The sequence below is a fragment of the Streptomyces sp. NBC_00247 genome (genome assembly GCF_036188265.1).
Classification (GTDB): domain Bacteria; phylum Actinomycetota; class Actinomycetes; order Streptomycetales; family Streptomycetaceae; genus Streptomyces.
The window spans coordinates 3,135,159-3,159,490 of the sequence record NZ_CP108093.1 but is presented as its reverse complement, the minus strand read 5'-3'; the positions used below and the strand labels follow the sequence as shown (position 1 = coordinate 3,159,490).

At 71.6% G+C, this 24,332-nt stretch carries 22 protein-coding genes; 14 read left to right on the top strand and 8 right to left on the bottom strand.

The window, feature by feature from the left end; genetic code table 11:
• The first annotated feature begins 8 nt into the window (after nucleotides 1–8).
• Nucleotides 9–899 (top strand): alpha/beta hydrolase, encoded by an 891-nt coding sequence (locus OHT52_RS13320; RefSeq protein WP_328720364.1) that lies wholly within the window; start codon nucleotides 9–11, stop codon nucleotides 897–899.
• 45 nt (nucleotides 900–944) lie between these two features.
• On the opposite strand, the gene OHT52_RS13315 is transcribed toward OHT52_RS13320, so the two are convergent.
• The gene (locus tag OHT52_RS13315; protein WP_328720363.1) at nucleotides 945–1,526 is read right to left on the bottom strand and encodes an XRE family transcriptional regulator; all 582 of its coding nucleotides are present in this window, start codon (nucleotides 1,524–1,526) and stop codon (nucleotides 945–947) included.
• A 47-nt stretch (nucleotides 1,527–1,573) separates the two neighbouring features.
• Here OHT52_RS13315 and OHT52_RS13310 point away from each other — a divergent pair, with 47 nt between their 5' ends.
• The 4 genes from OHT52_RS13310 (at nucleotide 1,574) to OHT52_RS13295 (ending at nucleotide 5,959) form a co-directional block, all read left to right on the top strand.
• Nucleotides 1,574–2,533: a class I SAM-dependent methyltransferase gene (locus tag OHT52_RS13310; RefSeq protein ID WP_328720362.1), complete on the top strand. Its 960-nt coding sequence runs from the start codon at nucleotides 1,574–1,576 to the stop codon at nucleotides 2,531–2,533.
• Nucleotides 2,534–2,640: 107 nt separating this feature from the next.
• Nucleotides 2,641–3,996, top strand: coding sequence for a sensor histidine kinase (locus OHT52_RS13305; RefSeq protein WP_328720361.1), 1,356 nt, complete (start codon nucleotides 2,641–2,643; stop codon nucleotides 3,994–3,996).
• The gene (locus tag OHT52_RS13300) at nucleotides 3,993–4,655 is read left to right on the top strand and encodes a response regulator transcription factor (RefSeq protein WP_328720360.1); all 663 of its coding nucleotides are present in this window, start codon (nucleotides 3,993–3,995) and stop codon (nucleotides 4,653–4,655) included. Before OHT52_RS13305 ends, OHT52_RS13300 begins: the two co-directional genes overlap by 4 nt.
• 98 nt (nucleotides 4,656–4,753) lie before the next feature.
• Nucleotides 4,754–5,959, top strand: coding sequence for a cytochrome P450 (locus OHT52_RS13295; RefSeq protein ID WP_328720359.1), 1,206 nt, complete (start codon nucleotides 4,754–4,756; stop codon nucleotides 5,957–5,959).
• A 34-nt stretch (nucleotides 5,960–5,993) separates the two neighbouring features.
• On the opposite strand, the gene OHT52_RS13290 is transcribed toward OHT52_RS13295, so the two are convergent.
• Both OHT52_RS13290 and OHT52_RS13285 read right to left on the bottom strand, forming a co-directional pair.
• The gene (locus OHT52_RS13290) at nucleotides 5,994–7,649 is read right to left on the bottom strand and encodes an ABC transporter permease (RefSeq protein ID WP_443046573.1); all 1,656 of its coding nucleotides are present in this window, start codon (nucleotides 7,647–7,649) and stop codon (nucleotides 5,994–5,996) included.
• A complete protein-coding gene (locus OHT52_RS13285) occupies nucleotides 7,646–8,677 on the bottom strand; it encodes an ABC transporter ATP-binding protein (RefSeq protein WP_328720358.1) in 1,032 nt (343 codons plus the stop codon). Before OHT52_RS13285 ends, OHT52_RS13290 begins: the two co-directional genes overlap by 4 nt.
• A gap of 184 nt (nucleotides 8,678–8,861) precedes the next feature.
• Between OHT52_RS13285 and OHT52_RS13280 the strand changes: the two genes are divergently transcribed.
• Nucleotides 8,862–9,440 (top strand): GbsR/MarR family transcriptional regulator, encoded by a 579-nt coding sequence (locus OHT52_RS13280; protein ID WP_443046572.1) that lies wholly within the window; start codon nucleotides 8,862–8,864, stop codon nucleotides 9,438–9,440.
• 87 nt (nucleotides 9,441–9,527) lie between these two features.
• Entirely contained in the window at nucleotides 9,528–10,277 is a 750-nt protein-coding gene (locus OHT52_RS13275) for a hypothetical protein (RefSeq protein WP_328720357.1), read from the top strand.
• A gap of 77 nt (nucleotides 10,278–10,354) precedes the next feature.
• Here the strand turns inward: OHT52_RS13275 and OHT52_RS13270 are convergent, their stop codons facing one another.
• Nucleotides 10,355–11,233 (bottom strand): diacylglycerol kinase, encoded by an 879-nt coding sequence (locus tag OHT52_RS13270; protein WP_328720356.1) that lies wholly within the window; start codon nucleotides 11,231–11,233, stop codon nucleotides 10,355–10,357.
• 185 nt (nucleotides 11,234–11,418) lie between these two features.
• Here OHT52_RS13270 and OHT52_RS13265 point away from each other — a divergent pair, with 185 nt between their 5' ends.
• The gene (locus tag OHT52_RS13265) at nucleotides 11,419–12,702 is read left to right on the top strand and encodes an adenylosuccinate synthase (RefSeq protein ID WP_328720355.1); all 1,284 of its coding nucleotides are present in this window, start codon (nucleotides 11,419–11,421) and stop codon (nucleotides 12,700–12,702) included.
• Nucleotides 12,703–12,819: 117 nt separating this feature from the next.
• Here OHT52_RS13265 and OHT52_RS13260 read toward each other — a convergent pair whose 3' ends face one another.
• Both OHT52_RS13260 and OHT52_RS13255 read right to left on the bottom strand, forming a co-directional pair.
• A complete protein-coding gene (locus OHT52_RS13260) occupies nucleotides 12,820–14,328 on the bottom strand; it encodes a PstS family phosphate ABC transporter substrate-binding protein (RefSeq protein WP_328720354.1) in 1,509 nt (502 codons plus the stop codon).
• 219 nt (nucleotides 14,329–14,547) lie between these two features.
• Nucleotides 14,548–16,803, bottom strand: a complete 2,256-nt coding sequence (locus OHT52_RS13255) for a serine/threonine-protein kinase (protein WP_443046571.1) — start codon at nucleotides 16,801–16,803, stop codon at nucleotides 14,548–14,550.
• A gap of 518 nt (nucleotides 16,804–17,321) precedes the next feature.
• Here OHT52_RS13255 and OHT52_RS13250 point away from each other — a divergent pair.
• Nucleotides 17,322–18,215: a glycoside hydrolase family 19 protein gene (locus OHT52_RS13250; RefSeq protein WP_328720352.1), complete on the top strand. Its 894-nt coding sequence runs from the start codon at nucleotides 17,322–17,324 to the stop codon at nucleotides 18,213–18,215.
• 156 nt (nucleotides 18,216–18,371) lie between these two features.
• Entirely contained in the window at nucleotides 18,372–18,929 is a 558-nt protein-coding gene (locus OHT52_RS13245) for a hypothetical protein (protein ID WP_328720351.1), read from the top strand.
• Between the two features lie 85 nt (nucleotides 18,930–19,014).
• On the opposite strand, the gene OHT52_RS13240 is transcribed toward OHT52_RS13245, so the two are convergent.
• A complete protein-coding gene (locus OHT52_RS13240) occupies nucleotides 19,015–19,260 on the bottom strand; it encodes a DUF6332 family protein (RefSeq protein WP_328720350.1) in 246 nt (81 codons plus the stop codon).
• Nucleotides 19,261–19,533: 273 nt separating this feature from the next.
• Between OHT52_RS13240 and OHT52_RS13235 the strand changes: the two genes are divergently transcribed.
• The 3 genes from OHT52_RS13235 to OHT52_RS13225 all read left to right on the top strand — a co-directional run bounded on the left by OHT52_RS13235 (nucleotide 19,534) and on the right by OHT52_RS13225 (nucleotide 21,194).
• The gene (locus OHT52_RS13235) at nucleotides 19,534–19,695 is read left to right on the top strand and encodes a hydrophobic protein (protein ID WP_266707077.1); all 162 of its coding nucleotides are present in this window, start codon (nucleotides 19,534–19,536) and stop codon (nucleotides 19,693–19,695) included.
• Between the two features lie 297 nt (nucleotides 19,696–19,992).
• Nucleotides 19,993–20,346, top strand: a complete 354-nt coding sequence (locus tag OHT52_RS13230; protein WP_328720349.1) for a PRC-barrel domain-containing protein — start codon at nucleotides 19,993–19,995, stop codon at nucleotides 20,344–20,346.
• A 677-nt stretch (nucleotides 20,347–21,023) separates the two neighbouring features.
• The gene (locus OHT52_RS13225; RefSeq protein ID WP_328720348.1) at nucleotides 21,024–21,194 is read left to right on the top strand and encodes a hypothetical protein; all 171 of its coding nucleotides are present in this window, start codon (nucleotides 21,024–21,026) and stop codon (nucleotides 21,192–21,194) included.
• Between the two features lie 239 nt (nucleotides 21,195–21,433).
• Here the strand turns inward: OHT52_RS13225 and OHT52_RS13220 are convergent, their stop codons facing one another.
• A complete protein-coding gene (locus tag OHT52_RS13220; RefSeq protein WP_328720347.1) occupies nucleotides 21,434–22,087 on the bottom strand; it encodes an MFS transporter in 654 nt (217 codons plus the stop codon).
• Nucleotides 22,088–22,609: 522 nt separating this feature from the next.
• Here OHT52_RS13220 and OHT52_RS13215 point away from each other — a divergent pair.
• Nucleotides 22,610–23,992, top strand: coding sequence for an aspartate aminotransferase family protein (locus OHT52_RS13215; protein ID WP_328720346.1), 1,383 nt, complete (start codon nucleotides 22,610–22,612; stop codon nucleotides 23,990–23,992).
• Nucleotides 23,993–24,332: the final 340 nt, after the last annotated feature.

The following is a 24,332-nucleotide window of genomic DNA, read 5'->3' as shown; positions in this document are numbered from 1 at the left end:
GAGCAACAATGTCGGATTCCGCCGCGCGCGATCGGGACGCCGTAGAGGAGAAGTCGGCGTTCGCCCATGCGGAGATCGCCCCCGACCGGACCGTCGCCTACGGGGACCACCCCGACCAGGTCATCGACCTCTGGGCTCCGGCGCACGGGTGGACCAACATGCCGCTCGTCGTCCTGCTCCACGGCGGCGCCTGGCGCGCTCCGTACGACCGCCGTCACGTGTCGCCGCTCGCCGCGTTCCTCACCGACCGCGGCTTCGCCGTCGCGAGTGTGGAGTACCGGCGCGGAGCGGACCCGTCCTCGGCGGGGGAGGGGAACGCGGCGGGGGAGGGGAACGCGGCGGGCCGCTGGCCCGAGACCTTCGACGACGTGGCCGCCGCGATGGACGCCATCCCTGCCGTCGCGGCACGGGAGTTGCCGGAGGCGGACCTGCGGCGGATCGTCGTCACCGGGCACTCGGCGGGCGGCCACCTCGCGCTCTGGGCGGCTGCCCGGCATGTGCTGCCCGAGGGGTCGCCGTGGCGGCTGCCCGAACCTCCGCCGCTGCGCGGGGTGGTGGCGCTGGCACCGATCGCCGATCTGCTGACCGCCGCGAAGCTCGGCATCTGCTCCGGGGCCGTCCACGAACTCCTGGGTGGTGAGGAGGGGTTCGCCGAACGGCGCCCGCACGTCGACCCCGCAGTGCTGCTGCCCACCGGGATCGCCACCCACATCGTGCAGGGGTGCGACGACATCGTCGTGCCGCAGTCGGTCGCGGAGGCGTTCGTCGCGGCGGCGGCGACGGCGGGGGAGACGGTCGGGCTGACCCTGCTGGACGAGATCGGCCACTTCCCGCTCATCGACCCCTCGACGGACGCCTGCGCGCTGGTGGCGGAGGAGCTGGAACAGCTCGCCTGGTGACGTGCGCGTCCGGCGGACTCCGGCGGGGTGGTCCCGAACGGCGGATCAGCGCTCCGGGCGCAGATGGGTCCGCCGGCCGTCACGGTCGAAGATCGCGAGGATCTCCGCCGGGCCGCCCCGCGCGCCGAAGGCGTGCGGGACCATCGTGGAGAACTCCGCCGCCTCGCCCGTCTCGACCGTGATGGTCCGCTCCCCCAGCAGCAGCACGACGGTGCCGGAGAGCACGGTGAACCAGTCCTTGCCGCCCGGGTGGACCTTCAGTTCGTCCCGCCCGTGCCGCGGCTCGGGCGCAGTGACGCTCATCCGGACCACGGTGACGCCCGGCTGTCCGCCCTCCCGGTTCAGCAGCCAGGTGGTCGTCCCGCACTCCGTGTCGTGCTGCGGGCGGATCACCACGTCCTCGTCCGAGACCGACTCCACCAGCGTGTCCAGGGTCGTCCCCAGGGCGCGCGCGATCGAGCCGAGCTGATCGAGGCCGATCCGCCGGTGGCCGGTCTCGATGCGGCTCAGGGTGGACGGGCTGAGGAAACAGCGCGCGGCCAGATCGTCGAGCGACCAGCCCTGGGCGGTCCGGAGGCCGCGTATCCGTTTGCGGACCAGGGAGTCGAGTGCGCCGTCTTGCGTCATACGCAAGATGCTATGCCTTCGACGCAAGGCGTGCGTAGGCTCGACGCATGGACGACAACAACGCGCACCAGCACGGGCACGGCCACCGGCAGGGCCACCAGGGCGGACACGCCCCGGGCCACCAGCACGGCCACCAGCACGGCTCCGGTCATGGGCACGGCCCGCAGGACGCCGACTTCTCGGTACTCACCGAGATGCTCGACCTCGACGCCGAGGTGCTGCACGAGCACCTGGACGAGCTGACCGGCTGGATCGAGGAGCTGTCCGGCGGGACGGCGGAGAAGCCCGGCGGGCGGGACCTCCGGGTGCTCGACCTGGGCAGCGGCACCGGCGCGGGCACCTTCGCCCTGCTCCAGCGCTTCCCCGGCGCCGACGTCACCGCCGTGGACGCGTCGCCCGCGATGGCCGCCCGGCTGGAGGAGAAGGCCGCCGCGCTCGGGGTCGCCGACCGCGTCCGTACCGTGGTGGCCGACCTCGACACCGAGGCCCTGCCCGCCGGGCCCTTCGACCTGGTGTGGGCCTCCGCCTCGCTCCACCACCTGGCCGACCCGGCCGGCGTCCTGGCCCAGGTCCGCGAGGTGCTGAGGCCCGGCGGGCTCATGGTCGCGGTCGAGCTCGAAGGCTTCCCCCGCTTCCTCCCCGACGACCTCGGCATCGGCCGCCCCGGTCTGGAGGAGCGCTGCCACACGGCCCAGGCCGAGGGGCGGAAGGCCGCCGGGATGCACATGAGCGAGGACTGGGGTGCCCGCCTGCGCGGGGCCGGGCTCGACGTGGTGGCCGAGCGGGTCGTCGCCATCGACCTGGCCGCCCCGCTGCCCGCCGCCACCGGCCGCTACGTGCTGGCCTCCCTCACCCGGGTCCGGTCCGCGCTGGAGGACGTACTCGACGCCCAGGACCTCGCCACCCTGGACGCGCTCACCGACGCGGACGGCCCGCACGGGGTGCTGCGCCGCGACGACCTCACCGTGTGCACCGAGCGGAACGTCTGGGTGGCCGCCCGCGGGTGAGTCCGTAGGCGGGTCCCGTGGGCCAGTCAGTAGTCCCTGAGACGGAGGCGTGCGGATCCGCTTCCGTGGGGACGACCCCGGCCCGCGCCTCCCCCTACCGTGAGCACGTGACCGAGACCCGAGCCCAGACGAAGACCAGAACACCGGAGTTCCAGGCGGCGGCGAGTGCGCTGGGCGGCCTGCGGCAGGATCTCCTGAAGGACGTGTTCGCCTACCGCCCGCTGCCCCCGCTCGACGACCACGGGCCGCTGATGGGCCTGCTCCCGGCGAATGTGCGGAAGAAGCTGGTGTGGACCCCGCACGCGCTGGTCCTGGGGGCCGCGCTGATCTGCGTACTGCTCGGAACAGCCTGGTCCGGCAGCGAGTCGATCGTCGGTGTGGTGCCGGCCATCCCCGTCGCGCTGACGCTGGTCCGGCCCGTGGCCGCTTTCTGGGGTTCCATGGCGGCCACGGTGGTGGTCGCCATGGCCGGTGACGTCTGGCCGTGGGGAGCGAGCAGCCTGTGGGGCCATCTGGTGGTACTCGTGGTCGTCGCGGCCCGTACCCGGCGGCGTACCGCGCCCTGGATGTGGACGCTCACGCTGCTGTTGGGCCTCATGATGGAGTACTTCGGTGGGTACCACGCCAATTCGACCGCCTTCCCCATGGTCGTCACGTCCGCGCTCGCCCTGCTCGTGGTGACCGTCGTCCAGGTCCGGCGCGACGCGCGGCGCGAGGTGAGCGAGGCCGAACGGGAGGTGACGGTCCAGCGCACCGTCACGGCCGTCGAACGCGACCGGCGCACGCTGCTGGAGGAGCGCACCACCATCGCCCGCGAGCTGCACGACGTGGTCGCCCACCACATGTCCGTCGTGGCGATCCAGGCCGAGGCCGCGCCGTACCGGGTGCAGAACCCGCCGCCCGAGCTGGAGCAGGCGTTCGTCACCATCCGCGAGAACGCGGTGGCCGCGCTCACCGAACTGCGCCGGGTGCTCGGTGTCGTACGGGCCGAGGACCAGGAGGCGCCGGACGCCCCGCAGCCCACGCTCGCCCGGCTCGACCGGCTGCTCGACAACGTCCGCGAGGCGGGGCTGGAGACGGAGAAGACGGTCACCGGGGCGGTCCGCGAACTGCCCCAGGGCGTCGAGCTGTCGGCCTACCGGATCGTCCAGGAGGCGCTGAGCAACACCCTGCGCCACGCGCCGGGCGCCCCCGCCGTCGTCGAGATCGCCTACGTCCTCGGCGGGCTCGGGGTACGGGTGGTCAACGGGCCGCCCGCCGAGCCGGTCAAGGCCTCCCCCGGCGCCGGGCACGGCATCACCGGGATGCGCGAGCGGATCGCCATGCTGGCGGGCGAGATGACCGCCGGGGCGACCGAGGAGGGCGGTTACGAGGTCGCCGCCTTCATCCCCGTGCCCCGGGCGGCGGAGCCCGCCGAAAGCGCGGACGGACCCGTCGACGAGGACCGGGAGGCCGCCGCGTGAGCGACATCCGGGTCCTGATCGTCGACGACCAGATGCTGGTCCGCGAGGGCTTCTCGGTACTGCTCAACGCCATGCCCGGGATCGAGGTCGTCGGCGAGGCGGTGGACGGGCGCCAGGCGGTCGGGCGCACCGCCGAACTCGCCCCGGACGTCGTGCTGATGGACATCCGGATGCCGGAGATGAACGGCATCGAGGCCACCCGGGAGATCGTCGCCGCCGACGCGGACGCCAAGGTACTGGTCCTCACCACCTTCGACCTCGACGAGTACGTCTACCAGGCCCTGCGCGCCGGGGCCTCGGGCTTCCTGCTCAAGGACGCCTCCGCCCGCCAACTTGCTGAAGGGGTACGGGTGGTGGCCTCAGGTGAGGCGCTCCTCGCGCCCACCGTGACGCGCCGGCTGATCACCGAGTTCGCCAAGCTGGCCCAGGCACCGAGACCCCCGGCCCTGGCCCGGATCGGGGACCTCACCGAACGCGAGACGGAGGTGCTGGTGCTGGTCGCGCAGGGGTTCTCCAACGCGGAGATCGCCGCCCACCTGGTGGTCGCCGAATCCACCGTCAAGACCCACGTGAGCCGGGTCCTGGTGAAGCTCGGGCTGCGCGACCGCACCCAGGCGGCGGTCTTCGCGTACGAGGCACGGCTGGTCACGCCGGGGTGAGGGCTGCCCGCACGTGCGTCGCGCAACCGCCAGGAATCCCGGGACAGCCCTCAGGGGTCCGGCCGCTCGGTGGGCCGGCCTGCCGGTAGCGTCGGGCCATGCACGTGTCCTTCGACCCCTGGTCACCCGCGTTCGTCGCCGACCCGTACCCCGCCTACGCCGCCCTGCGCGCCGCCGGCCGGGTCCACTGTTTCGAGCCGACCCGGCAGTGGCTGATCCCGCACCACGCCGACGTGTCGGCTCTGCTCCGCGACCGGCGGCTCGGCCGGACGTATCTGCACCGCTTCACCCACGAGGAGTTCGGCGTCACCCCGCCGCCCGCCGCGCACGAGCCGTTCACCACCCTCAACGGCCAGGGGCTGCTCGACCTGGAGGCGCCCGACCACACCCGCATCCGGCGTCTCGTCTCCAAGGCGTTCACGCCCCGCACGGTGGAGCGGCTCGCGCCGACCGTGCGGCGGCTGGCGGCCGAGCTGGTCGACGCGTTCGTGGCCGAGGGCGGCGGCGACCTGCTCGCGGCCGTCGCCGAACCGCTGCCGGTCGCCGTGATCGCCGAGATGCTGGGCGTCCCGGAGTCCGACCGGCCGCTGCTGCGCCCCTGGTCGGCCGCGATCTGCGGGATGTTCGAGCTGAACCCGTCGGAGGAGACCGCGCGGGCGGCCGTCCTGGCGTCCACCGAGTTCTCCGCGTATCTGCGCGAACTCATCGCCGTGCGGCGGGAGAAGCCGGGCGAGGACCTGATCTCGGGGCTCATCGCCGCCCACGACGAGGACGAACGGCTCACCGAACAGGAGATGGTCTCCACGTGTGTGCTGCTGCTCAACGCGGGCCACGAGGCGACCGTCAACACCACCGTGAACGGCTGGCGCACCCTCTTCCACCACCCCGGGCAGCTCGCCGCGCTCCGGGCCGACCACGGCCTGTTGTCCACAGCCGTGGAAGAACTCCTGCGGTACGACACCCCGTTGCAGATGTTCGAGCGCTGGGTGCTGGACGACATCGAGATCGGCGGCACCGTCGTCCCGCGCGGCTCCGAGGTCGCGCTGCTCTTCGGCTCCGCCAACCGCGACCCGGAGCGTTTCACCGACCCGGACACCCTCGACCTGACCCGCCCGGACAACCCGCACGTCACCTTCGGCGCGGGCATCCACTACTGCCTCGGTGCCCCACTGGCGCGCGTCGAACTGGCAGCTTCCTTCGGTGAGTTGTTGCGCAGGGCGCCGGGGATGCGGCTGGTCGAGGAGCCTGAGTGGCACCCGGGGTACGTGATCCGCGGGCTGAAGGGCCTGCACGTGGAGGTGTGATCCTCGCGGGCCGAGGTGCCTGCGGGGAGGGGTCTCACCCCCGCAGGTCCCGGCGGCGCAGCGCGGTGAGGCCCGCCGCCACCAGGGCCGCCGCCCCCGCGGTCAGGCCGGACAAGGCCCATCCCCGCAGCCCCTCCCCCGGGAGCTTCGGCAGATGGGCGAAGGGCGACACGTCCAACACCGCCTGGGGAAGCCCGGCTGCCGGGCCGATCCAGCCGAGGACCAGGCAGAGCCCGGCCGCACCCCAGGAGCCGGCGGCGGCGATCCGGGGCGCCGCCCCGTACAGCAGCACGGCCACCCCGCCCAGCAGCCAGATCGCGGGGAGCTGGACCAGGGCGGCGCCGAGCACGGCAGGCAGGCGGTGGCCGTAACCGGCGGCGAGGCCCAAGCCGCCCGCGCCCACCACGGCGACCGCGCCGCCGAAGGCGAAGAGCAGGTGCCCACCGGCCCAGGCGGTACGGGAGGCGCCCGCCACGAGCACGGGCTCGGCCCGGCCGCCGGTCTCCTCGGCGAGCGGCCGGAGCGCCGAGGAGACCACGTACAGGGCGGCGACCATGCCGAGCATCCCGGCCATCGCGGCGAGGAACGCGTCGGTCAGCCCGGCCGCGCCGCCCATCCGCCCGATGATCTCCCGCGTCTTCTGGTTGTCGCCGACGAGATCCGCCGCGCCGCCCGCCAGCCGGCCGAAGACGAGCCCGACCACCGCGAAGGACGCCGTCCATCCGGCCAGTGGGCCGCGTTGGAGCCGCAGCGCCAGCCCGTACGGCGTGGCGATCCGGCCGGTCGCGGGTCCCGGGCGGGTCGCGAACAGGCCGCTGCCCAGGTCCCGTCGGGCGGCGAACGCGAAGGCGAGAGCCAGCAGCGCGGCGGTACCGGCGGCGAAGAGGAGGAGTACCCACCAGCGTTCGCCGGCGTACGCACGGGTGTTCTCCACCCAGCCGAAGGGGGAGAGCCGGGTCAGGGCGGAGGAACCGCCGGTGCTCGCCGCGTCACCGGCGGCCTTCAGGACGAACGCGGCGCCGAGAGCGGCGGCGGTCACGCCCTTCGCGGCACGCGCGGTCCCGGTGAACTGGGCGGCGACGGCGGCGAGGGCGCCGAAGAGCAGCCCCGTCCCGGCGACCGCGAGGCCCAGCGCGTACGCGCCGGTACCGCCGCACCCGGCGGCCGTCAGGAGGAGCACCACGAGGGCGGCGAGCGCCAGATCGGCCACCGTGGCGGCGAGGAGCGCGGCGGTCAGCGGGGCACGGCGGCCCACCGGCGCGGCGGAGAGCATCTCCTGGCGTCCGGTCTCCTCCTCCTCGCGGGTGTGCCGCACGACGACGATCAGCGACATCACCGCTGCCAGCCCGGCCCCGAATCCGCCCATCCGCCAGGCGACGAGCGCACCGGCCGAGTCGCCGAGGACGGGGCCGTACAGCGCCCGGAGGCTCCCGTTGGCGTTCGTCGAGGCGGCGAGGCCGACGCGGTCGGCGACGGTCGGGTAGAGGGCGGCGAACGAGCCGGCCACGGAGGCGAACGAGCCGCCGATCGCCAGCAGCCACACGGGGACCATCACGCGGTCGCGGCGGAGTGCGAGGCGCAGCAGAACTCCGGTTCCGGCGAACCGGACCGAGTGGGCGTGGTGGTGGGTGCCGGTGGCGCCGGGGCGGGGGAGCGCGCCCGAGGCGTCCGTGGCCGTCGCCGAGGTCATCGCCCCGCCGTCCCGTCCGCGTCGCGGTCCCGAGTGGGGTGTCCGGTCACGGAGTCGGCTGCCGGGGCGTTGTCCACCGCCTCGCCGTTCGTCGCCTCGCCGTTCGTCGCCTGGCCGTTCGTCGCCTGGCCGTCCGTCGCCTCGCCGTCCGCCGTGTAATGGCGCAGGAAGAGTTCCTCCAGCGTCGGCGGGGCGCAGTTCAGAGCGCGTACTCCGGCGGCCGCGAGGGCGGCGAGTACGGCGTCGAGCTTGTCGGTGTCCACCTGGCAGGTGATCCGGCCGCCCCGCGCCTCGTACCCGTGGACTCCGGGGAGAGCCGCCAACCCGTCGGGTACGGCGACGAGTTCGGCGGTGATGCCGGTACGCGTCAGATGCCGCATCCCGGTCAGTGATCCCGTCTCGACCGTGCGGCCCCGGCGGATGATGCTCACCCGGTCGCAGAGGGTCTCGACCTCGCTGAGGAGGTGGCTGGAGAGCAGCACCGTGCACCCCCGGTCGCGTGCCCCGGTGACACAGTCGCGGAACACCGACTCCATCAACGGGTCGAGTCCGCTGGTCGGTTCGTCCAGGATCAGCAGTTCGGCGTCGGAGGCGAACGCGGCGACCAAGGCGACCTTCTGACGGTTGCCCTTGGAGTACGTACGCCCCTTCTTCGCCGGGTCCAGCTCGAAGCGGCGCACCAGCGCGTCGCGCCGGGTGCGGTCGAGTCCGCCGCGCAGCCGGCCGTAGAGGTCGATGACCTCGCCGCCGGTGAGGTTCCGCCAGAGCGTGACGTCGCCCGGGACGTACGCGAGCCTGCGGTGCAGGGCGACCGCGTCCTGCCAGGGGTCCTGGCCGAACAGCCGCGCGGTGCCGGAGTCGGCGCGCAGCAGGCCGAGCAGGACACGGATGGCGGTGGACTTCCCGGCGCCGTTGGGGCCGAGGAATCCATGCACCTCCCCCTGGTCCACGGTGAGTTCGAGACCGTCCAGTGCGGGGGTCCGGCCGAACGACTTGTGCAGTGCGGACACGGAGATGGCCGTCGTCATGGCTCTGAAAATACGCGGGTTTCACAAAGTTCTGAAGTTAAGGAACCGTATAAAGTCGAGATGCGCCTGACACCGGGAGCCAGGGCGTGCGGAAGTGGGCGGAACACCCTCGGGAGTGGGCGGAACACCCCTGACATCCCCTGGAGGACCGGCCGGAGGGCCGGATCGGGAGGACGGAACGGCGATGGGCGAGAGTGCGGGCGGTACGGGCGGCAGCGGCGCCGGACCGGATTCCGGAGAGCGTCCGGGCGCGGGTGCCAGGGACGGGGAGGCCGTCTCGCGGTTCGTCGAGCGGTTCGCGGCCGACATGACGGAAGCCGGCATGCAGCGCATGGCCTCACGGGTCTTCGCCGCGCTCCTCGCCGACGACGACGCCACCATGACCTCGGCCGAACTCGCCTGCGAGCTCCGGATCAGCCCGGCCGCCGTCTCCGGCGCGATCGGGTACCTCACCCAGGTCGGCATGGTCGGCCGGGAGCGCGAACCGGGCTCCCGACGCGACCGGTACCGGCTCCACCACGAGATCTGGTACACCACCTTCGCCGGACGCGACCGGGTCATGACCCGCTGGGAGCAGACCCTCCGCGACGGGGCCCGCTCCCTCGGCGAGGGCACCCCGGCGGGCGCGCGGCTCGCGGAGACGGCGGAGTTCTTCGCGTTCGTCCAGGACGAGATCGTCACGATGATGGAGCGCTGGAAGGCCCGTCAGGAGTCCCGCCGGGGAGCCGCCGGGCCGGAGGCGGGATTGACCGCCGACCGCTGAACCGCCGACCGCTGAATGTGGCCCGCTGAACGTGGCCCGCTGGAACGTGGCTTGTTGGACCGTGGACGACCGCCGTGGAGGCATCGCATGAAGACTTGGCCCGCGCGGCGACGCACCGCCGTACTGGGCGGCGCCGTCCTCGCCGGAGTGCTGGCCCTGGCCGGCGGCGCCGAGGCGTTCGCCCGGCACGTGGTGGACGGGCGGGTGGAGAAGCTGGCCGGTGAACGGCTCGGCGCCGAGGTGACGGCCGACACCGACGGCTGGGGTCTCGTGGCGCTCACCCGCGGCGAGCTGGGCACCCTCACCCTGCATGCGGACGATGCCACGCTCGACGGTTTCGACGGAGTCACGGTCGACGCGGAACTCACGGACCTCACCGCTCCCGAGGGAGGCGGCCGGGCCTCGGTGTCCGGCAGCAGCGCCCGCGCCGAGATACCGGCCGAGGCCCTGCGCGGCCGGGTCGCGGCGGCCGGCGGCGCGTTCGGAGCGATGGTCGGCGGTGTCGAACCCCGGCCGGCCGACGGGACGCTGCGGATCTCCCTGGGCGGGGGCGGCCTCGGACGGGCCGACATCCGGCCCGAGCTGCGCGACGGTACCGTCCGCTTCACCCTGACCGGCGCGTCGATGTTCGGTGTCGCCGCCCCGAAGTCCGTGACCGACACCATCGAGTCCGCCCTCACCGCTCTGACGGCTGACGGTACGGGCGGCGGTACGGGGGCGACCGCCTCGGATCGCGCGGCGGACGCGCTGGGCCTGCGCCCCACCGCCGTCACGGTCACGCAGGACGGGCTGCGGGTGGATCTGCGGGGCGGACCTGCCGAGTTCGACACGGCCTAGAAGGCTTCGACACGGCCTAGAAGGCAAGGGGCGGTGAGCCCGTCCCTGTCGGTCGCCGGGCCCGCGTCCTCCTGGGTTCAGGCCGCGGCCTCGGCCGCCGGGACCATCAGCCCCCAGGCGTTCGCCCACACCGTCCACGTCCGCCGCCGGACCGGGCCGTGGAGCTCTATGTCGGCGCGGTAGCGGAAATCGGGGCCGGAGACCGTGACCGCCTTGGCTTCCGCCGTCACGGTCTCGCCGCTCGACGCGCGCACGACCACCTCGGCCAGGCCGCCGCCGTTCAGCGAGGTCACGGTGACGGCCTCCACAGCCCGGTCCAGATCGTTGAGGAGGACGCCGTCGGCCTCCACCCGCAGGCGGTAGCCGGTGACCCCGGTCGTGGCCGTCGGCGGGAGGGGACGGACCAGGGTGCGGACCAGCGAGACGCAGCTGTCCCAGACGGCCGTGACGCCCGAGTGGGCGGGAGACGCCGTGCCGTCCGTGCCCTGACCGGGGTCGGAAGGCGGCGCCGGGACGTCCACGGCGCCCAGGACCACACCGTCGCTGTCGTCGACGAGCAGGTCGAGACGGTGCACCGCCCCGTCCAGCGCCGTCCGCGCCGCCGCCACCGCGCCGCGCGGCACACCGAGGGAGTGGGCGAGCCGCAGAGCGGGCGGGGCGCCGACGGGGACGAGCGCCAGGGCGCTGTCGGCCAGCTCCCGGTCCCGGTGCAACTGGGCCACCGCGCGGAGCAGGGCATGGTCGTCGCCGATGACCACCGGCCGCCTGCTGCCCCGCCGGGACAGGGCGCGGGCGAACTCCTCCGGGGTGTCCGGAAGGGAGATCTTGGCGTGCGCTCCGGCGTTCAGCACGTCCTTCGCGATACGGACGGACTCGCCGTCGGTCCGGCGGGCAACCGGGTCGATGACCACCAGCAGCTGGTGGCCGTCGTCGCCGGGGGGCTCTGCAGCCGACACCTCGGTCCTTCCTCGGGTAGCATCTTGGTGCAAGAGCCCCTTGCGCTATTGCGCCAGGGGCTTCGTCTATTCCGGGGCACCCGGTTCGACGGCTCAGGCTTTGTCGTACATCGTCGTATGGCAAGTACGACCTTTACGTACGCCCCTGACCTTGGACATGCCCCGCCCGGAAGGGGTGTACGCCTGTGCCCGCACTTGTGCTGCTCGGTGCTCAGTGGGGTGACGAGGGCAAGGGGAAGGCCACCGATCTCCTCGGTGGATCCGTCGACTATGTGGTGCGATACCAGGGCGGCAACAACGCCGGTCACACGGTTGTCGTAGGCGACCAGAAGTACGCACTGCATCTCCTCCCCTCCGGAATCCTGTCGCCGGGTTGTACCCCGGTGATCGGTAACGGTGTCGTGGTCGACCCGGCCGTGCTGCTCTCCGAGCTGAGTGGACTGAACGACCGTGGCGTCGACACGTCCAAGCTCCTGATCAGCGGCAACGCTCATTTGATCACTCCGTACAACGTCACGCTCGACAAGGTGTCCGAACGCTTCCTCGGCAAGCGGAAGATCGGCACGACCGGCCGTGGAATCGGCCCGACGTATGCGGACAAGATCAACCGTGTCGGTATTCGCGTCCAGGACCTCTACGACGAGTCGATCCTCGTCCAGAAGGTCGAGGCGGCCCTGGAGCAGAAGAACCAGCTTCTGGCCAAGGTCTTCAACCGCCGCGCGATCGAGGCCGAGGGCATCGTCGAGGAGATGCTCCAGTACGCGGAGCAGATCAAGCCGTACGTCGCCGACACGACGCTGATCCTCAACAACGCCATCGACGAGGGCAAGGTCGTCCTGTTCGAGGGCGGCCAGGGCACTCTGCTCGACGTCGACCACGGCACGTACCCCTTCGTCACCTCGTCCAACCCGACCGCGGGCGGCGCCTGCACCGGTGCGGGCGTGGGCCCGACGAAGATCAGCCGGGTCATCGGCATCCTGAAGGCGTACACCACGCGCGTCGGCTCCGGCCCGTTCCCGACGGAGCTGCTGGACGCGGACGGAGAGGCGCTGCGCCGCATCGGTGGCGAGCGCGGTGTCACCACCGGCCGTGACCGTCGCTGCGGCTGGTTCGACGCTCCGATCGCGCGGTACGCGACCCGGGTCAACGGCCTGACGGACTTCTTCCTCACCAAGCTCGACGTGCTCACCGGCTGGGAGCAGATCCCGGTCTGCGTGGCGTACGAGATCGACGGCAAGCGCGTCGAGGAGCTGCCCTACAACCAGACCGACTTCCACCACGCGAAGCCGATCTACGAGAACCTGCCGGGCTGGTCCGAGGACATCACCAAGGCGAAGACCTTCTCCGACCTGCCGAAGAACGCGCAGGCCTACGTGAAGGCGCTGGAGGAGATGTCGGGTGCACCGATCTCCGCGATCGGCGTCGGCCCCGGCCGCACCGAGACGATCGAGATCAACTCGTTCCTGTAGGGGTTCTCGCGGGAGCACCGTACGACGACGGCCGCGGGCCGGGACACCTTCCGTGCCCCGGCCCGCGGCCGTTCCGGTTCCCGGTACGTTCCGCTTTCCCGGTCCCGGCGGTGGCCGTCAGGGGCCGTCGCCGCACAGCGGGTACGCCTGCGGGGCCGAGCAGGGCAGGTGGCCGTGCTCGCGCAGGGCCTGCTGGCCGTGGCTGTTCACGTAGTCGAGGAAGCGGGCCGCGAGCGAGTCGGCTGCCGGTTCTCGGTAGGTGTACGCGTACTCGACCACCCAGTACGGGTAACCGTTCGTGGTGATCTTTCCGGGGGACGGTTCCTTGCCGCCGATGGTGACGCGGTGCAGCCCCTTCGGCGCGGCCGCCCCGGTGCGCAGTTCGCTGTAGCCGATCGCTCCGTCGACGGACCCGACCGTGCGCAGCACCTCGTCGGTGCTGCCCAGTTCGCACCGGGTGACCAGCGCCTTCGGGTCGTCGGAGGTGCGGCAGTCGCGGGAGGACGTGGGGATGGGCTCGTTGCCGTCCAGCACCCGGCGCTGGAGAGCCACCCGGGTGCCCGAGTTCGCGTCCCGGCTGACGAGCCGGATCTCCAGGTCGGGGTTGCCGGGGAAGTGGTTCCAGTTCCGGATCTCGCCCCGGTAGATCCGCCGTACGTCGTCGAGCGACAGATCCTTCAGGCGCACCTTGTCGTTGACGACGAGGGAGAACAACACCACGGCGACCCTGCTGTTCTCGCTCAGTCGCGGGTAGCCGCCGGGCTTCGGGTCGTCGGAGAAGACGACCGTGGCGGGTGAGGCGCCGCGTTCGGCGAGGAGGCGGACCCCGGCGTCGCTGCCGTGCATGTCCACGTCGATCGAGGAGCCCTCGCACGCCTGCGTGTAGAGCTTCGCCAGTTCGGTCACGGCCGGCTGGAAGGCGGTGGATCCCGCCACCCGCAGGGAGCCCTTGGCGCATTCGACCGGCGGCGGGGTGCGGTCGAGCACCAGGATGATCGAGGAGAGCGTGACGACCCCGAGGGTCAGGGCCACGGTGATGAACCGGGCCGCCCGGCTGAACACCGGCGGCTTCTCGTCGGGGCGGGCCGCGCTGTTGACCCGTACGTCCCCGTCCCGGATGCCGCCGACGACCCGGATCGGGCTGCCCACCTCGCCGCCGGTGAGCAGCACGAGGAGTTTGAAGTGCTGGTGGCGGTTGAGGGGCACGCGCGGAAGCCGGATGAGACCGCCCTCCTGACGCATCCCGGCGGCCGGGGTGAAGTGCTCCATCAGATGGCCGGACTCGACGGGCTGAGTGACGGCTGTCCCGCGCACCGTCCGGTCGCCGAACTCCACGGTCAGACCGTGCCGGTCGATGCCGGTGTAGTCGTCGCGGGAGATGGACTGCGAACCGTCGTTCTCGATGCGCAGCAGGACGAGGGTGGCGTCCGACATGTCGGGGGTCTCGTCGAAGAGTCCCAGCCGGACGTTGACGCCGCTGCCGATCGGGGTGTCCATCTGGACCCGGTACCCGATGCGCCGCTGGGCCGGGACGCGTCGTTCGTACCAGATCACCCCCACGGAGACCAGCACGCCGACCGCGGCGGTCGCGACGGCCACGACGTTCTCGGCGGTGAACCAACTCACGGCTGCCTCGCACTCCTTCGTGCGTACCGGCGGGGCGCGCACCGGCGCGCCCTCGGGCGGCCCACCGTACGAGGGGGAGAGCGGGGGCGGGGGTGCGGAGCGAGTGTTGTCGGCCGGTGTTCGCCTCTTGTTCAACTGGCGCCCGGACACGGTCCGTTCGCCCCGGCACTGGCCCTGCGTGCGGCGACCGGGGGTGGATCGGAGGGCTCTCGCGGGAGGTCAGAAGACCCGGTAGTACTCGCCGGGTTCGTCGTCCTCGCCGACCGCGCTCATGCCGTGCACCAGCAGCCGTTCGCGGCCCTGATAGGTGTCGACCCGCAGGTACTGCGAGCCGTCGGAGAAGCAGTCGGGGTCGGAGCGGTCCACCGGCGAGAGCGTGTCCGGCCCGGCGATCAGCAGGCCGCCCACGCCGCCCACGCCGCCCACGCCGCCCACGCCTCCGACGCGGGCAGTGCTCGCGCAGTCGACGGGGTCGGGGGCCGGGAGCCCGGTGTCGAAGTCCAGCTTGGGAGTTCTCGATACGTACCGGACGAGCGGTGCGCCCACCGGCCCCTGCGTGACGGTGAGGTCGTACTGGTACGGACGCCTGGGCCGGGGGCCCGGCTCGGGGGCGCGCATCCAGTGTCCGAGGAAGGTGGCCGGAACGGCGCGGGGGCCGCCCGCGGCGCGACGGAACGTCGCGTGGACCGCCCCGGACGTCCACTCCATGACGTCGGGCGAGCGCACGGCCAGCGTCTGACGGCCGACCGGAGTGCACCGGCCCGCGGGGACGCCGGTGGTCACATCGCTCTCGTCGAACACGATGTGTTCCTCGTCGGCGCCGACGAGGACGGACCGGCCCACGCAGAGGCGCTCGCCGAAGACCTGGACGTAGGTGGCGGTCCGGTGGCCCCTGGTGCCCTGCTCGATCTCGATCCGGCGGGTCTCGTACGGGGCGTTCTCGGCGCCCCTGAGCACGCCCTCCCAGGCACCGAGGTAGACCTCGGGGACGTCTCCGGGGCCGGAGTTTCCCCGGGGGCGGGGGCCATTGTCGCCGAAGTCGTCGCTGCTGCCGTGGTCGCGGGCGTCGATGTCGCGGGTGGCGGTGTTGTCGGTGTTATTGGTGTTGTCGTCGTCCTTCGCGAGGTCGGCGGATTCGCCGAGACCGACGAATCCGCCCAGGCTGCCGAACCCGCCGGAGGCGTAGTAGTGGAGGGCCAGGCCCGAGCCGAGGAGTCCGGTGACCGCACAGGCGGCGACCAGTGCGGAACGCCTCCGGAGGTGGCCGTTCCCCTGAGCCTGGGGGCTGGACGCGGGGTGCGCTTCCGGCTTTGGTACCGGGGGCGTCGGCCGGGGCGCTGCCCGGGGTGTTGGCCGGGGTGTCGGCCGGTCGTCGGGCGGGGTGGGTGTGGGGTCGACGCTCTCGGGGACGGGCGTGTCCGTGTCCAGCAGGCGGGCCGCCTGGGAACCGAGTACGGCCAGGAGTTCGGGCGGCAGCCAGGCCTCGGGCTGCCCGTCCCGCCGAGCCGGAGCCGACCGGGCCAGCGCTTCGGCGGTGGGGCGGCGGCCCGGGTCCCGGTCCAGACAGGACCGCACCAGTGGGACGAGCTCGGCGGGCAGCGCGGTCAGGTCCGGCTCGTCGTTCGCGATCCGGAACATGATCGCGTGCACCCCGCTGTCGGATGCTCCGAAGGGCTGCACCCCGGTCGCCGCGTACGCGAGGACCGCACCGACGCAGAAGATGTCCGAGGCGGCGGTGACCTTCTCGCCCCTCACCTGCTCGGGCGACATGAAGCCCGGGGAGCCGATCACCGCGCCGGTGCTGGTCAAGCCGCCGTCCGTGACCGTCTCCACGGCACGGGCGACACCGAAGTCGATGATGCGGGGGCCGTCCACGGTGAGCAGGATGTTGGACGGCTTCAGGTCGCGGTGGACGAGGCCCACCGCGTGGATGTGGATCAGCGCCCGCCCGAGCCCGGCGGCCAGGAAGCGCACGGAGGCCACGGGCAACGGCCTCGCGTCCGGCTTGGCTTCGGGTGTGCCGTGCTCGGCGGCACCCCGGCGCTGCCCGCCGTCCTGCGCGTGCTCGTCCTGGACGGGTCGGTCCTGGACGGGTCCGTCCTGTCCGAGTCCGTCCCGCGTGAGTCCGTCCTGGGTGAGCCCACCCCGTGTGAGCCCGTCCGGTGCGCGTTGGTCCCCCATGTGCTGGTCCCACCCGTGCTGATCCTGTGCGGGCTTGTCCCGTCGCGGACGCCGGTCGCCCACGACGGTGCGGAGCGAGGGGCCGGGTACGTACGCGATCGCCACCCACGGCAGCGCGGCTTCCGTGTCCGCCGCGATTACCGGAGCGGTGCCGGCGTCGCCGACGCGTTCCAGCGCGGCGACCTCCCGGGCGAACCGGATCCGGAACTCGTCCACCACCGCGAACTGGGCGTGCACGACCTTCACCGCCACGGTCCGCCCGCTCTCCGAGCGGGCGAGATAGACGCGTCCCATACCTCCCGTGCCGAGCCGCCCCAGCAGCCGGAACGGGCCCACACGAGGGGGATCTTGCGGAGTCAGCGGGTCCACGTCCGGGATACTCGCACACCGGTCGGCCGAGCAGCGCGGTCCCGCGCCCCGATGGCCGAAGCGGAATCTGCCGGGCGTGCTCCGCGTCCAAGGGAATCCGCTCGGATGATCGAGCTTCGGAGCCGATCGTTCTCTCGAACTGAGTTGCGGTGGAGGGGCTCCGGTGGAGGTGGAGCGGTCCGAATTCTTTGGTGTCATGGAGCACCGCCCGGCGGCGGGCTGCCCTCAACGCACGGACGTATAGGGCCTGTTGGGGACGGGTGCAAGGCATCTGGTGAACCGGTGGTCCGGCGCGGGGCTCCCCGGCGAGGGGTGGAGGAAGCTTGGTCCAGACCTTGACAGGTCCAGACCATTCTCGCTTGAGTGTCCGCACCCCCACAACACGGCGCGCCTCCGGACCGGTCAGAAGTCAGGACGCAGCGTCGCACCGAAGGAGTGATCACGTGTTCCGACGCGTCATGGGACTTCTCGCCGCAGCGGCGGCCGTAGCGGCAACAGTCGTCGTCCTCCCCGCAGGTACGGCCTCCGCGGCGACCTGTGCCCCCGCCTGGAACTCCTCGTCCGTCTACTGGGGTGGCGACTCGGCCTCCCGAGGCGGACACAACTGGACCGCCAAGTGGTGGACCCAGAACGAAATTCCCGGCACCACCGATGTCTGGTCCGACGCCGGCACCTGTGGCACCGGCGGCACCACCGACCCCGGCACGCCGAGCACCTCCGGCTTCGTCGTCAGTGAGTCGCAGTTCAACCAGATGTTCCCGAGCCGGAACTCCTTCTACACGTACTCCGGTCTGACCGCCGCCCTGAGCGCCTACCCGGGCTTCGCCAACACGGGCAGTGACACGGTCAAGCGCCAGGAGGCGGCGGCCTTCCTCGCCAACGTCAACCACGAGACCGGCGGGCTGGTGTACGTGGTCGAGCAGAACACGGCCAACTACTCGCACTACTGCGACACCTCGCAGTCCTACGGCTGCCCGGCGGGCCAGTCCGCGTACTACGGCCGCGGTCCGATCCAGCTGAGCTGGAACTTCAACTACAAGGCCGCGGGTGACGCCCTGGGCATCAACCTGCTGTCCAACCCCAACCTCGTCCAGACGGACGCAGCCGTCGCCTGGAAGACCGCCCTCTGGTACTGGAACACCCAGAGCGGCCCGGGCACGATGACCCCGCACAACGCCATGGTCAACGGTGCCGGGTTCGGCGAGACCATCCGCTCCATCAACGGCTCCATCGAGTGCAACGGCGGTAACCCCGCCCAGGTCCAGAGCCGCATCAACTCGTACCAGTCGTTCACCTCGATCCTGGGTGTCACCCCCGGCTCGAACCTGAGTTGCTGATCCCCTTCTCCCTTCGGGGCCGCCCCCCGAACCGCTTGCGCTCCACCGTCTCCACCTCCTCCTTCGCATGACCGGGCGGGGGGTGCGACCGGCCACCGGCCGTGCCGCACCCCCCGCTTCGGCGTTCCGGAGGCAACGTTGGCAAGATCCGTGTGCATGACACCCGAGACGTCCGACCACGGCAGCCTGCCCACCCCCACCACGACCGCCGAGCGCGTCGCCCTCGTCGACCGTGTGCTCGGCCTGCCGTTCCCGCAGGGCGACGAGGCGGAAGACAGCGGGGTACGGAGCAGCGGTCCCGGACATCACCTGCTCATCCTGCGGGCGAGCGAGGACTTCTGGGACGGGCCGCACGAGGAGACGGCGGAACCGGCCGAGGAGGAGATCGAGGCCGAGTTCAGTGCCGTGGCGACCGCACTCACCGAGCGCTGGGGCGAGCCCGAGACGATCGACCTGTGGCCCTGGCTGGCGGGTGACGACGAGACGGAGATGGCTTCCACGGCTCCCGAACCCTTGGGGCAGCTCTGCAACCTGGCCGGCAGCATGCAGGTCTGGCGCATTGCCGGCACCAGCCGCTGGCTCGGCCTCACGGTGGGTCAGGCCGACCCGGAGTTCCCGATCTGGCTGCTTGCCGCAGTCGGTGAGGTCGAGGTCCTGGATGCCGGGGCCCCGGGCGAGGAGACGTCCGGGGGCGGCGAATCCTCCGCGCTCTGAGCCCGCGCCCGGGGCCGCCCGGCGGGGGAACCCGGCCGGGCTCTCGACCTGTTGACGGCGGTGGAGAGGTGCCAGGGCCGGCCTTTCAGGACCGGCGCTCGCCGAACTGCCACAGCACGTGTACGACGCGGAGCACCGCGAGCACTCCCCCGACCGAGACCCCGGTGATGAGCAGGATCTTGTCGATGGTGGGTGAGAGGTCCCAGACGGCTGCGGGGCCGGCGATCGCGGCGAACACGACGGCTCCGAGGAAGCACGCGCTGAGCAGCGCGTAGCCGATCTCCACGGTGATCTCGTCCCGGTCCTGCTGGCTGCGTCTCCCCGTTTCCATGACCAAAGAGTGGCAGCGGGCGCGGCACGGGTCCAGTGCTTGGGGCCGGCGCTGAGGCCTGGGCCAGGGCCGGGGCCCGGGCCGAGGCCGGGGCTGACGCTGGGGAGGAGGGGCGGTGGGGCGCCGGGGCGGTGGCCGCTGGTGAGCCCTCCGGTGAGGGATGGATTCCGGAATGGCGTCAACGGATGCCCCGTAAATTCCGCGAGAAACAGATGAGATCGCGTGTGTGGGGCGGAGTTGCTGGGGCAACAGAAGCTCTGGAGGTTGATAATCATGGTTCCCCTGCTTCTCGTTCTTCTTCTGGCCGTCATTCTTTTCGGTGCGGGATTCGCGCTCAAGGCGCTGTGGATCGTCGCAGCGATCGTCCTTGTTCTCTGGCTGATCGGGTTCGTGGCCCGTCCGAAGGGTGGCAGCCACCGCTGGTACCGGTGGTAGTTCGTACGAACCACCGGAATGACGCAGGTACTGAACGAAGAGGGTCCACTCCCGATGGGTGGGCCCTTTTCGGCGTTCTCCCTGTCTCAAGCGGTGAATGGAAGGGCAATCCGGGTGTCCGTAAAGCGATATGGGTTGGCGTCGGACGAGTTTGTTGAAAATGAGGGGAGAGTGGGGCGCATGAGCTCCGGGATGCCGGGCAGGCGAAGTTCAGGACGGGAGCCGCTCGTAGGGCGGAGGATCCCGTCCCGCTGAGCAAGTCATCACCTTCCGGCAACGAGAGAGGAAGCCGTAGAGATGAGCGAGAACATCTGGGGCTACCAGCCCACGGCCGGCCACACCGCCGGCGTCGATCTGATCGGCTACAAGGTCGAAGCGACCGACGGCAGCATCGGCAAGGTCGACAAGCACTCCGACGAGGTCGGCTCCTCCTACCTGGTCGTCGACACCGGGGTCTGGATCTTCGGCAGGCACGTACTGCTTCCGGCAGGCACGGTGCGCCGGGTCGATCCGGAGGAGAAGAAGGTCTACGTGGACCTCGACAAGGAGCAGATCAAGAGCGCTCCGGAGTTCGACAAGGATTCCCACTTGGGGAACCCCGAGTTCTTCGAGACCACGGGCGAGCACTACGGGCGGCACCGTCGCATCTGACGCCGGCGTGCGTCAGAACGCGAACGGGTCCCCGCGCCACGTGACTTCCTTCCGTCCGGGAGATCGCTCCCGACAGGAATTCGCGGAAGTGAGACCGCCGCACGCGGTCACCGGAACCCAGCGGGTCGGATCGGGCAGAACCACTCTGCCTGGTCCGGCCCGCTTTCCGTGCGCCTGATTGGTTCGCCTGGGGGCCTGTTCCGGCGAGTGCGCGCCGGGCCGAATTCCTCGACTGCGAGAGCGGTGCGATCTTCTCTCGCGGCGATCCCCCGGGGGGATGCGTTCCTTCCTGTCGGCGTTCGGAATGCGGGATGCGTACGGCCGGTCTCGATACGTGGTGGAATTCGGGCGCGGATAGGGCGGCTGATTGGTTCAGGTGAGGCCCGTCGGTGAGCATCTCCGCGATGGGCACCACCGATTCGGGCGGCCCGGGTACGGCGGGGACGGGGCGCGGTCTCCACCCGGGGCGAATTTCCCCATGAAGTGCGCTCCGGCCGCTCCCTTTTGCTCGGAGCGTGCCCAAACTCCGGAACCTGCCCGAAGGGCTGAGATCAAGGTGCGGTCCGATGTCCGCGAAGACGGTTGTCGGCTCCCCCCGTGTGCCTGGGACGAGATGACTCCGCACGATCCCGCCGGGGTATTCGCCCGGCCCGCTGCTCGGCGCCATGCCCGGCGCCATGCCCGGTCTGCCACTGCCGGACGCCCTGGCCATTCCGCCGTACGACATCCGCGTGGCGAGCGCGCCGAGCAGCGTGAGGGCGACGGCTCGGATGAGTGCCGACGAGCCGGACGCCGTTGTGCTCGAACTCTTCATCGTGGTGCCTTTCCTTCCCGTCGGCCGCCTCTGACGAGGGGAGCCGACGTGCTTGGTCCGTCACTCCTTTACAGAGCGACGCCCAGTGGGAAAGGTTGAGGAACCGGAAGCCCACATCGCACGAACGAGTGACGCGCACACGGCGCGACCTCGCCGTGCCTGTGCCTTCGCCTGTGCTGTGGCCTGGGCCTATGCCGGGGGCTGGGCCCCGATGCCGACACCGATTCCGTTACGGGTGCCGGATCTGCCGCGAGTTCCTGGGCGCCTGGGCGGTCAGTCGATCAAATCGCTGAGCGTCACGTACAGCACGACCCGGTCGGTGCGGTGGGTGTTCAGGCCGACGCACAGGTCCCGCCGGTCGAGCAGCCAGCCGTTGGGACGGCACTTCTCGTGGGTGATGCCGAGACGGCGGACTATTTCCTGGTAGGACAGACCGTTCTCGCTGCCGATCGTCAGCAGGCGGTAGCAGTTACCGGAACCGCACCCCTCGCTCTGTGACTCAACGGTCAGCCCTGCGGGCAGTGCCGGTACGGCGGATGCGGCTGGTGTCGAGGCCCCGGTCAGTACGAGGGCGTAGAGCAAGGAGGCGACCAGGGTGACCGCGAACTGTGTGCCCAGGACGCCGATCGCCCCGCTGCGGCGGGTCGCCCAGGTGTGCTGATCGGGCGCCGTCCCCTCCTGCGAGCGCTCCCAGACAGCCCCGGCCGCGACGATCAGCGGCGCGACGGCCGCGAAGACGAGGTGGGCGTCGGGCCTCGGTGGCCCCGTCAGCCAGAGGTGCTGGACGGCCACGAGCAGCCCGCCGGCTACTGCCAGCGCCAGGGCGACGGCTGTCCTCACGAGAGGGGTTCGCGCGATGCGCCACCACACCATCAGGGGGAGGACGGCATAGGCGAGACCCACCAGTGTCCATGCGAGGGCTTGCACGAGGTGGCGGCCTCTCTGGGCGAGTACCGGTACGACAACAGGTCGAGCGGCGGTACGACGGATGCGGCTGTGGCTCCAGCCGACTGGGGGACGCCGTAGGACGGTTGCCCGGTTCCTACAGGTGCGGGGGCCGGCAGGCGCAACTGATGGCAACGGAGTGGGGGTTTGGCCGGCTCGGCCGTGCAGGGTGTGGTGAACCGGCCGGGACGCGAGCGATGTTGACGGGTGTGGGGGTGTGTGGCTGCCGAGTCTGAGCCGGTGAGGCCGGCCCGGAACCCGACTGGTGCCGGACGAACCCGCAGGTCAGGAAGAGCGCTTCCCGCTCGTGCGGGGATGGTCCCGTGCGCAGGACGTGGAGGCGGTCCAGGTCGGGATGCTTCCTGCTCGTGCGGGGCTCGGTCCGGGAGCTACCCGTACCCGCGCGCCCCGGCGGGACGCCCCCGCGGTCCGCCGACCCGTACCACCGACTTCGTGCACCGTGGTCATGGAGTGCCGCAGCTCGCACCCCCTACGCTCACCGGCATGACCGCTGAAGCCCCTCGTGGCCCCCGAGACCCGTTCGTCGACCAGGCCGCCGGTGCGGCCGTGAAGGCTGCCGATCGGGCGCACGTCTTCCATTCCTGGTCCGCGCAGGGCCTTCTCGATCCGCTCGCCGTGGCGGGGGCGAAGGGCTCGTACTTCTGGGACTACGAAGGGAACCGGTACCTCGACTTCACGAGCGGTCTCGTCTTCACCAACATCGGCTATCAGCACCCGGTCGTCGTGGCCGCGATCCAGGAGCAGGCGGGCAAACTCGCCACCTTCGCGCCCGCGTTCGCGATCGAGGCCCGGTCCGAGGCGGCGCGGCTGATCGCCTCCCACACCCCGGGCGACCTGGACAAGATCTTCTTCACCAACGGTGGAGCCGAGGCGGTCGAGAACGCCGTGCGGATGGCGCGGGTGCACACCGGCCGTACCAAGGTGCTTTCCGCGTACCGCTCGTACCACGGAGCCACCTCGGCCGCGATCAACCTCACCGGCGACCCGCGCCGTTGGGCGTCCGACAACGGTTCGGCGGGGGTGGTGCGGTTCTGGGCGCCCTTCCTCTACCGCTCGTCGTTCCACGCGACGACCGAGGCGGAGGAGTGCGCCCGCGCCCTTCAGCATCTGGAGGACACCATCGCCTTCGAGGGCCCCGGCACGATCGCGGCGATCGTGCTGGAGACCATCCCCGGCACGGCGGGCATCATGACCCCGCCGCCCGGTTACCTTCCGGGCGTGCGCGAGATCTGCGACCGGTACGGCATCGTCTTCGTGCTGGACGAGGTGATGGCCGGCTTCGGACGTACCGGGGAGTGGTTCGCGGCCGACCACTACGGGGTGGTGCCCGACCTGATGACCTTCGCCAAGGGCGTCAACTCCGGGTACGTGCCGCTCGGCGGGGTGGCGATCAACGCCGAGATCGCGGCCACCTTCGAGACCCGCCCCTACCCCGGCGGGCTCACCTACTCCGGCCACCCGCTGGCCTGTGCCGCCGCTGTCGCCACGATCCGGTTGATGGAGGAGGAGAAGGTGGTGGAGGGTGCCGCGCGGCTCGGCGAGAAGGTGCTCGGACCGGGACTGCGTGAGCTGGCCGAGCACCACCCCTCGGTCGGCGAGGTACGGGGCGTCGGCGCGTTCTGGGCCCTGGAACTGGTACGGAACCGGGAGACGCGCGAGCCGCTCGTCCCGTACAACGCGACGGGGGAGGCCGCGGCGCCGATGGCCGCCTTCGGGGCGGCGGCGAAGGCGCGGGGGCTGTGGCCCTTCATCAACATGAACCGCACCCACGTCGTGCCGCCCTGCAACGTCAGCGACGCCGAGGCACTGGAGGGTCTCGCGGCGTTGGACGAAGCACTGACGGTCGCGGACGGCTACACGGCATGAACGGGACGTGACCGGAGCCGCCGCCGACTCCGGGCTCCGGGTTCCGGGCTTCGACGGCAAGCGTCCGAGTCGGCACCCATGGCGAACGGGTCGGTGCCAGACCGGAACGATCCGGCACCAGCCGATCCCGCCCCCGGCACCCGGCCGATCCAGCACCGACGCTGACGCCGACTGAGCTATTGGCGGGAGAAATGCCTGATATCGGTGCGACGTACAGGAGAATTTCCCGCCAAAAGCGACGCGACCCCGCACCTGTCCCCGTATCACCCACTCTGCCCGCCCTGCCCGGATCCGGGCAGGGCGGGCCTGCCTTAAGGTGTCCCGAACAGAAAAATGGGGA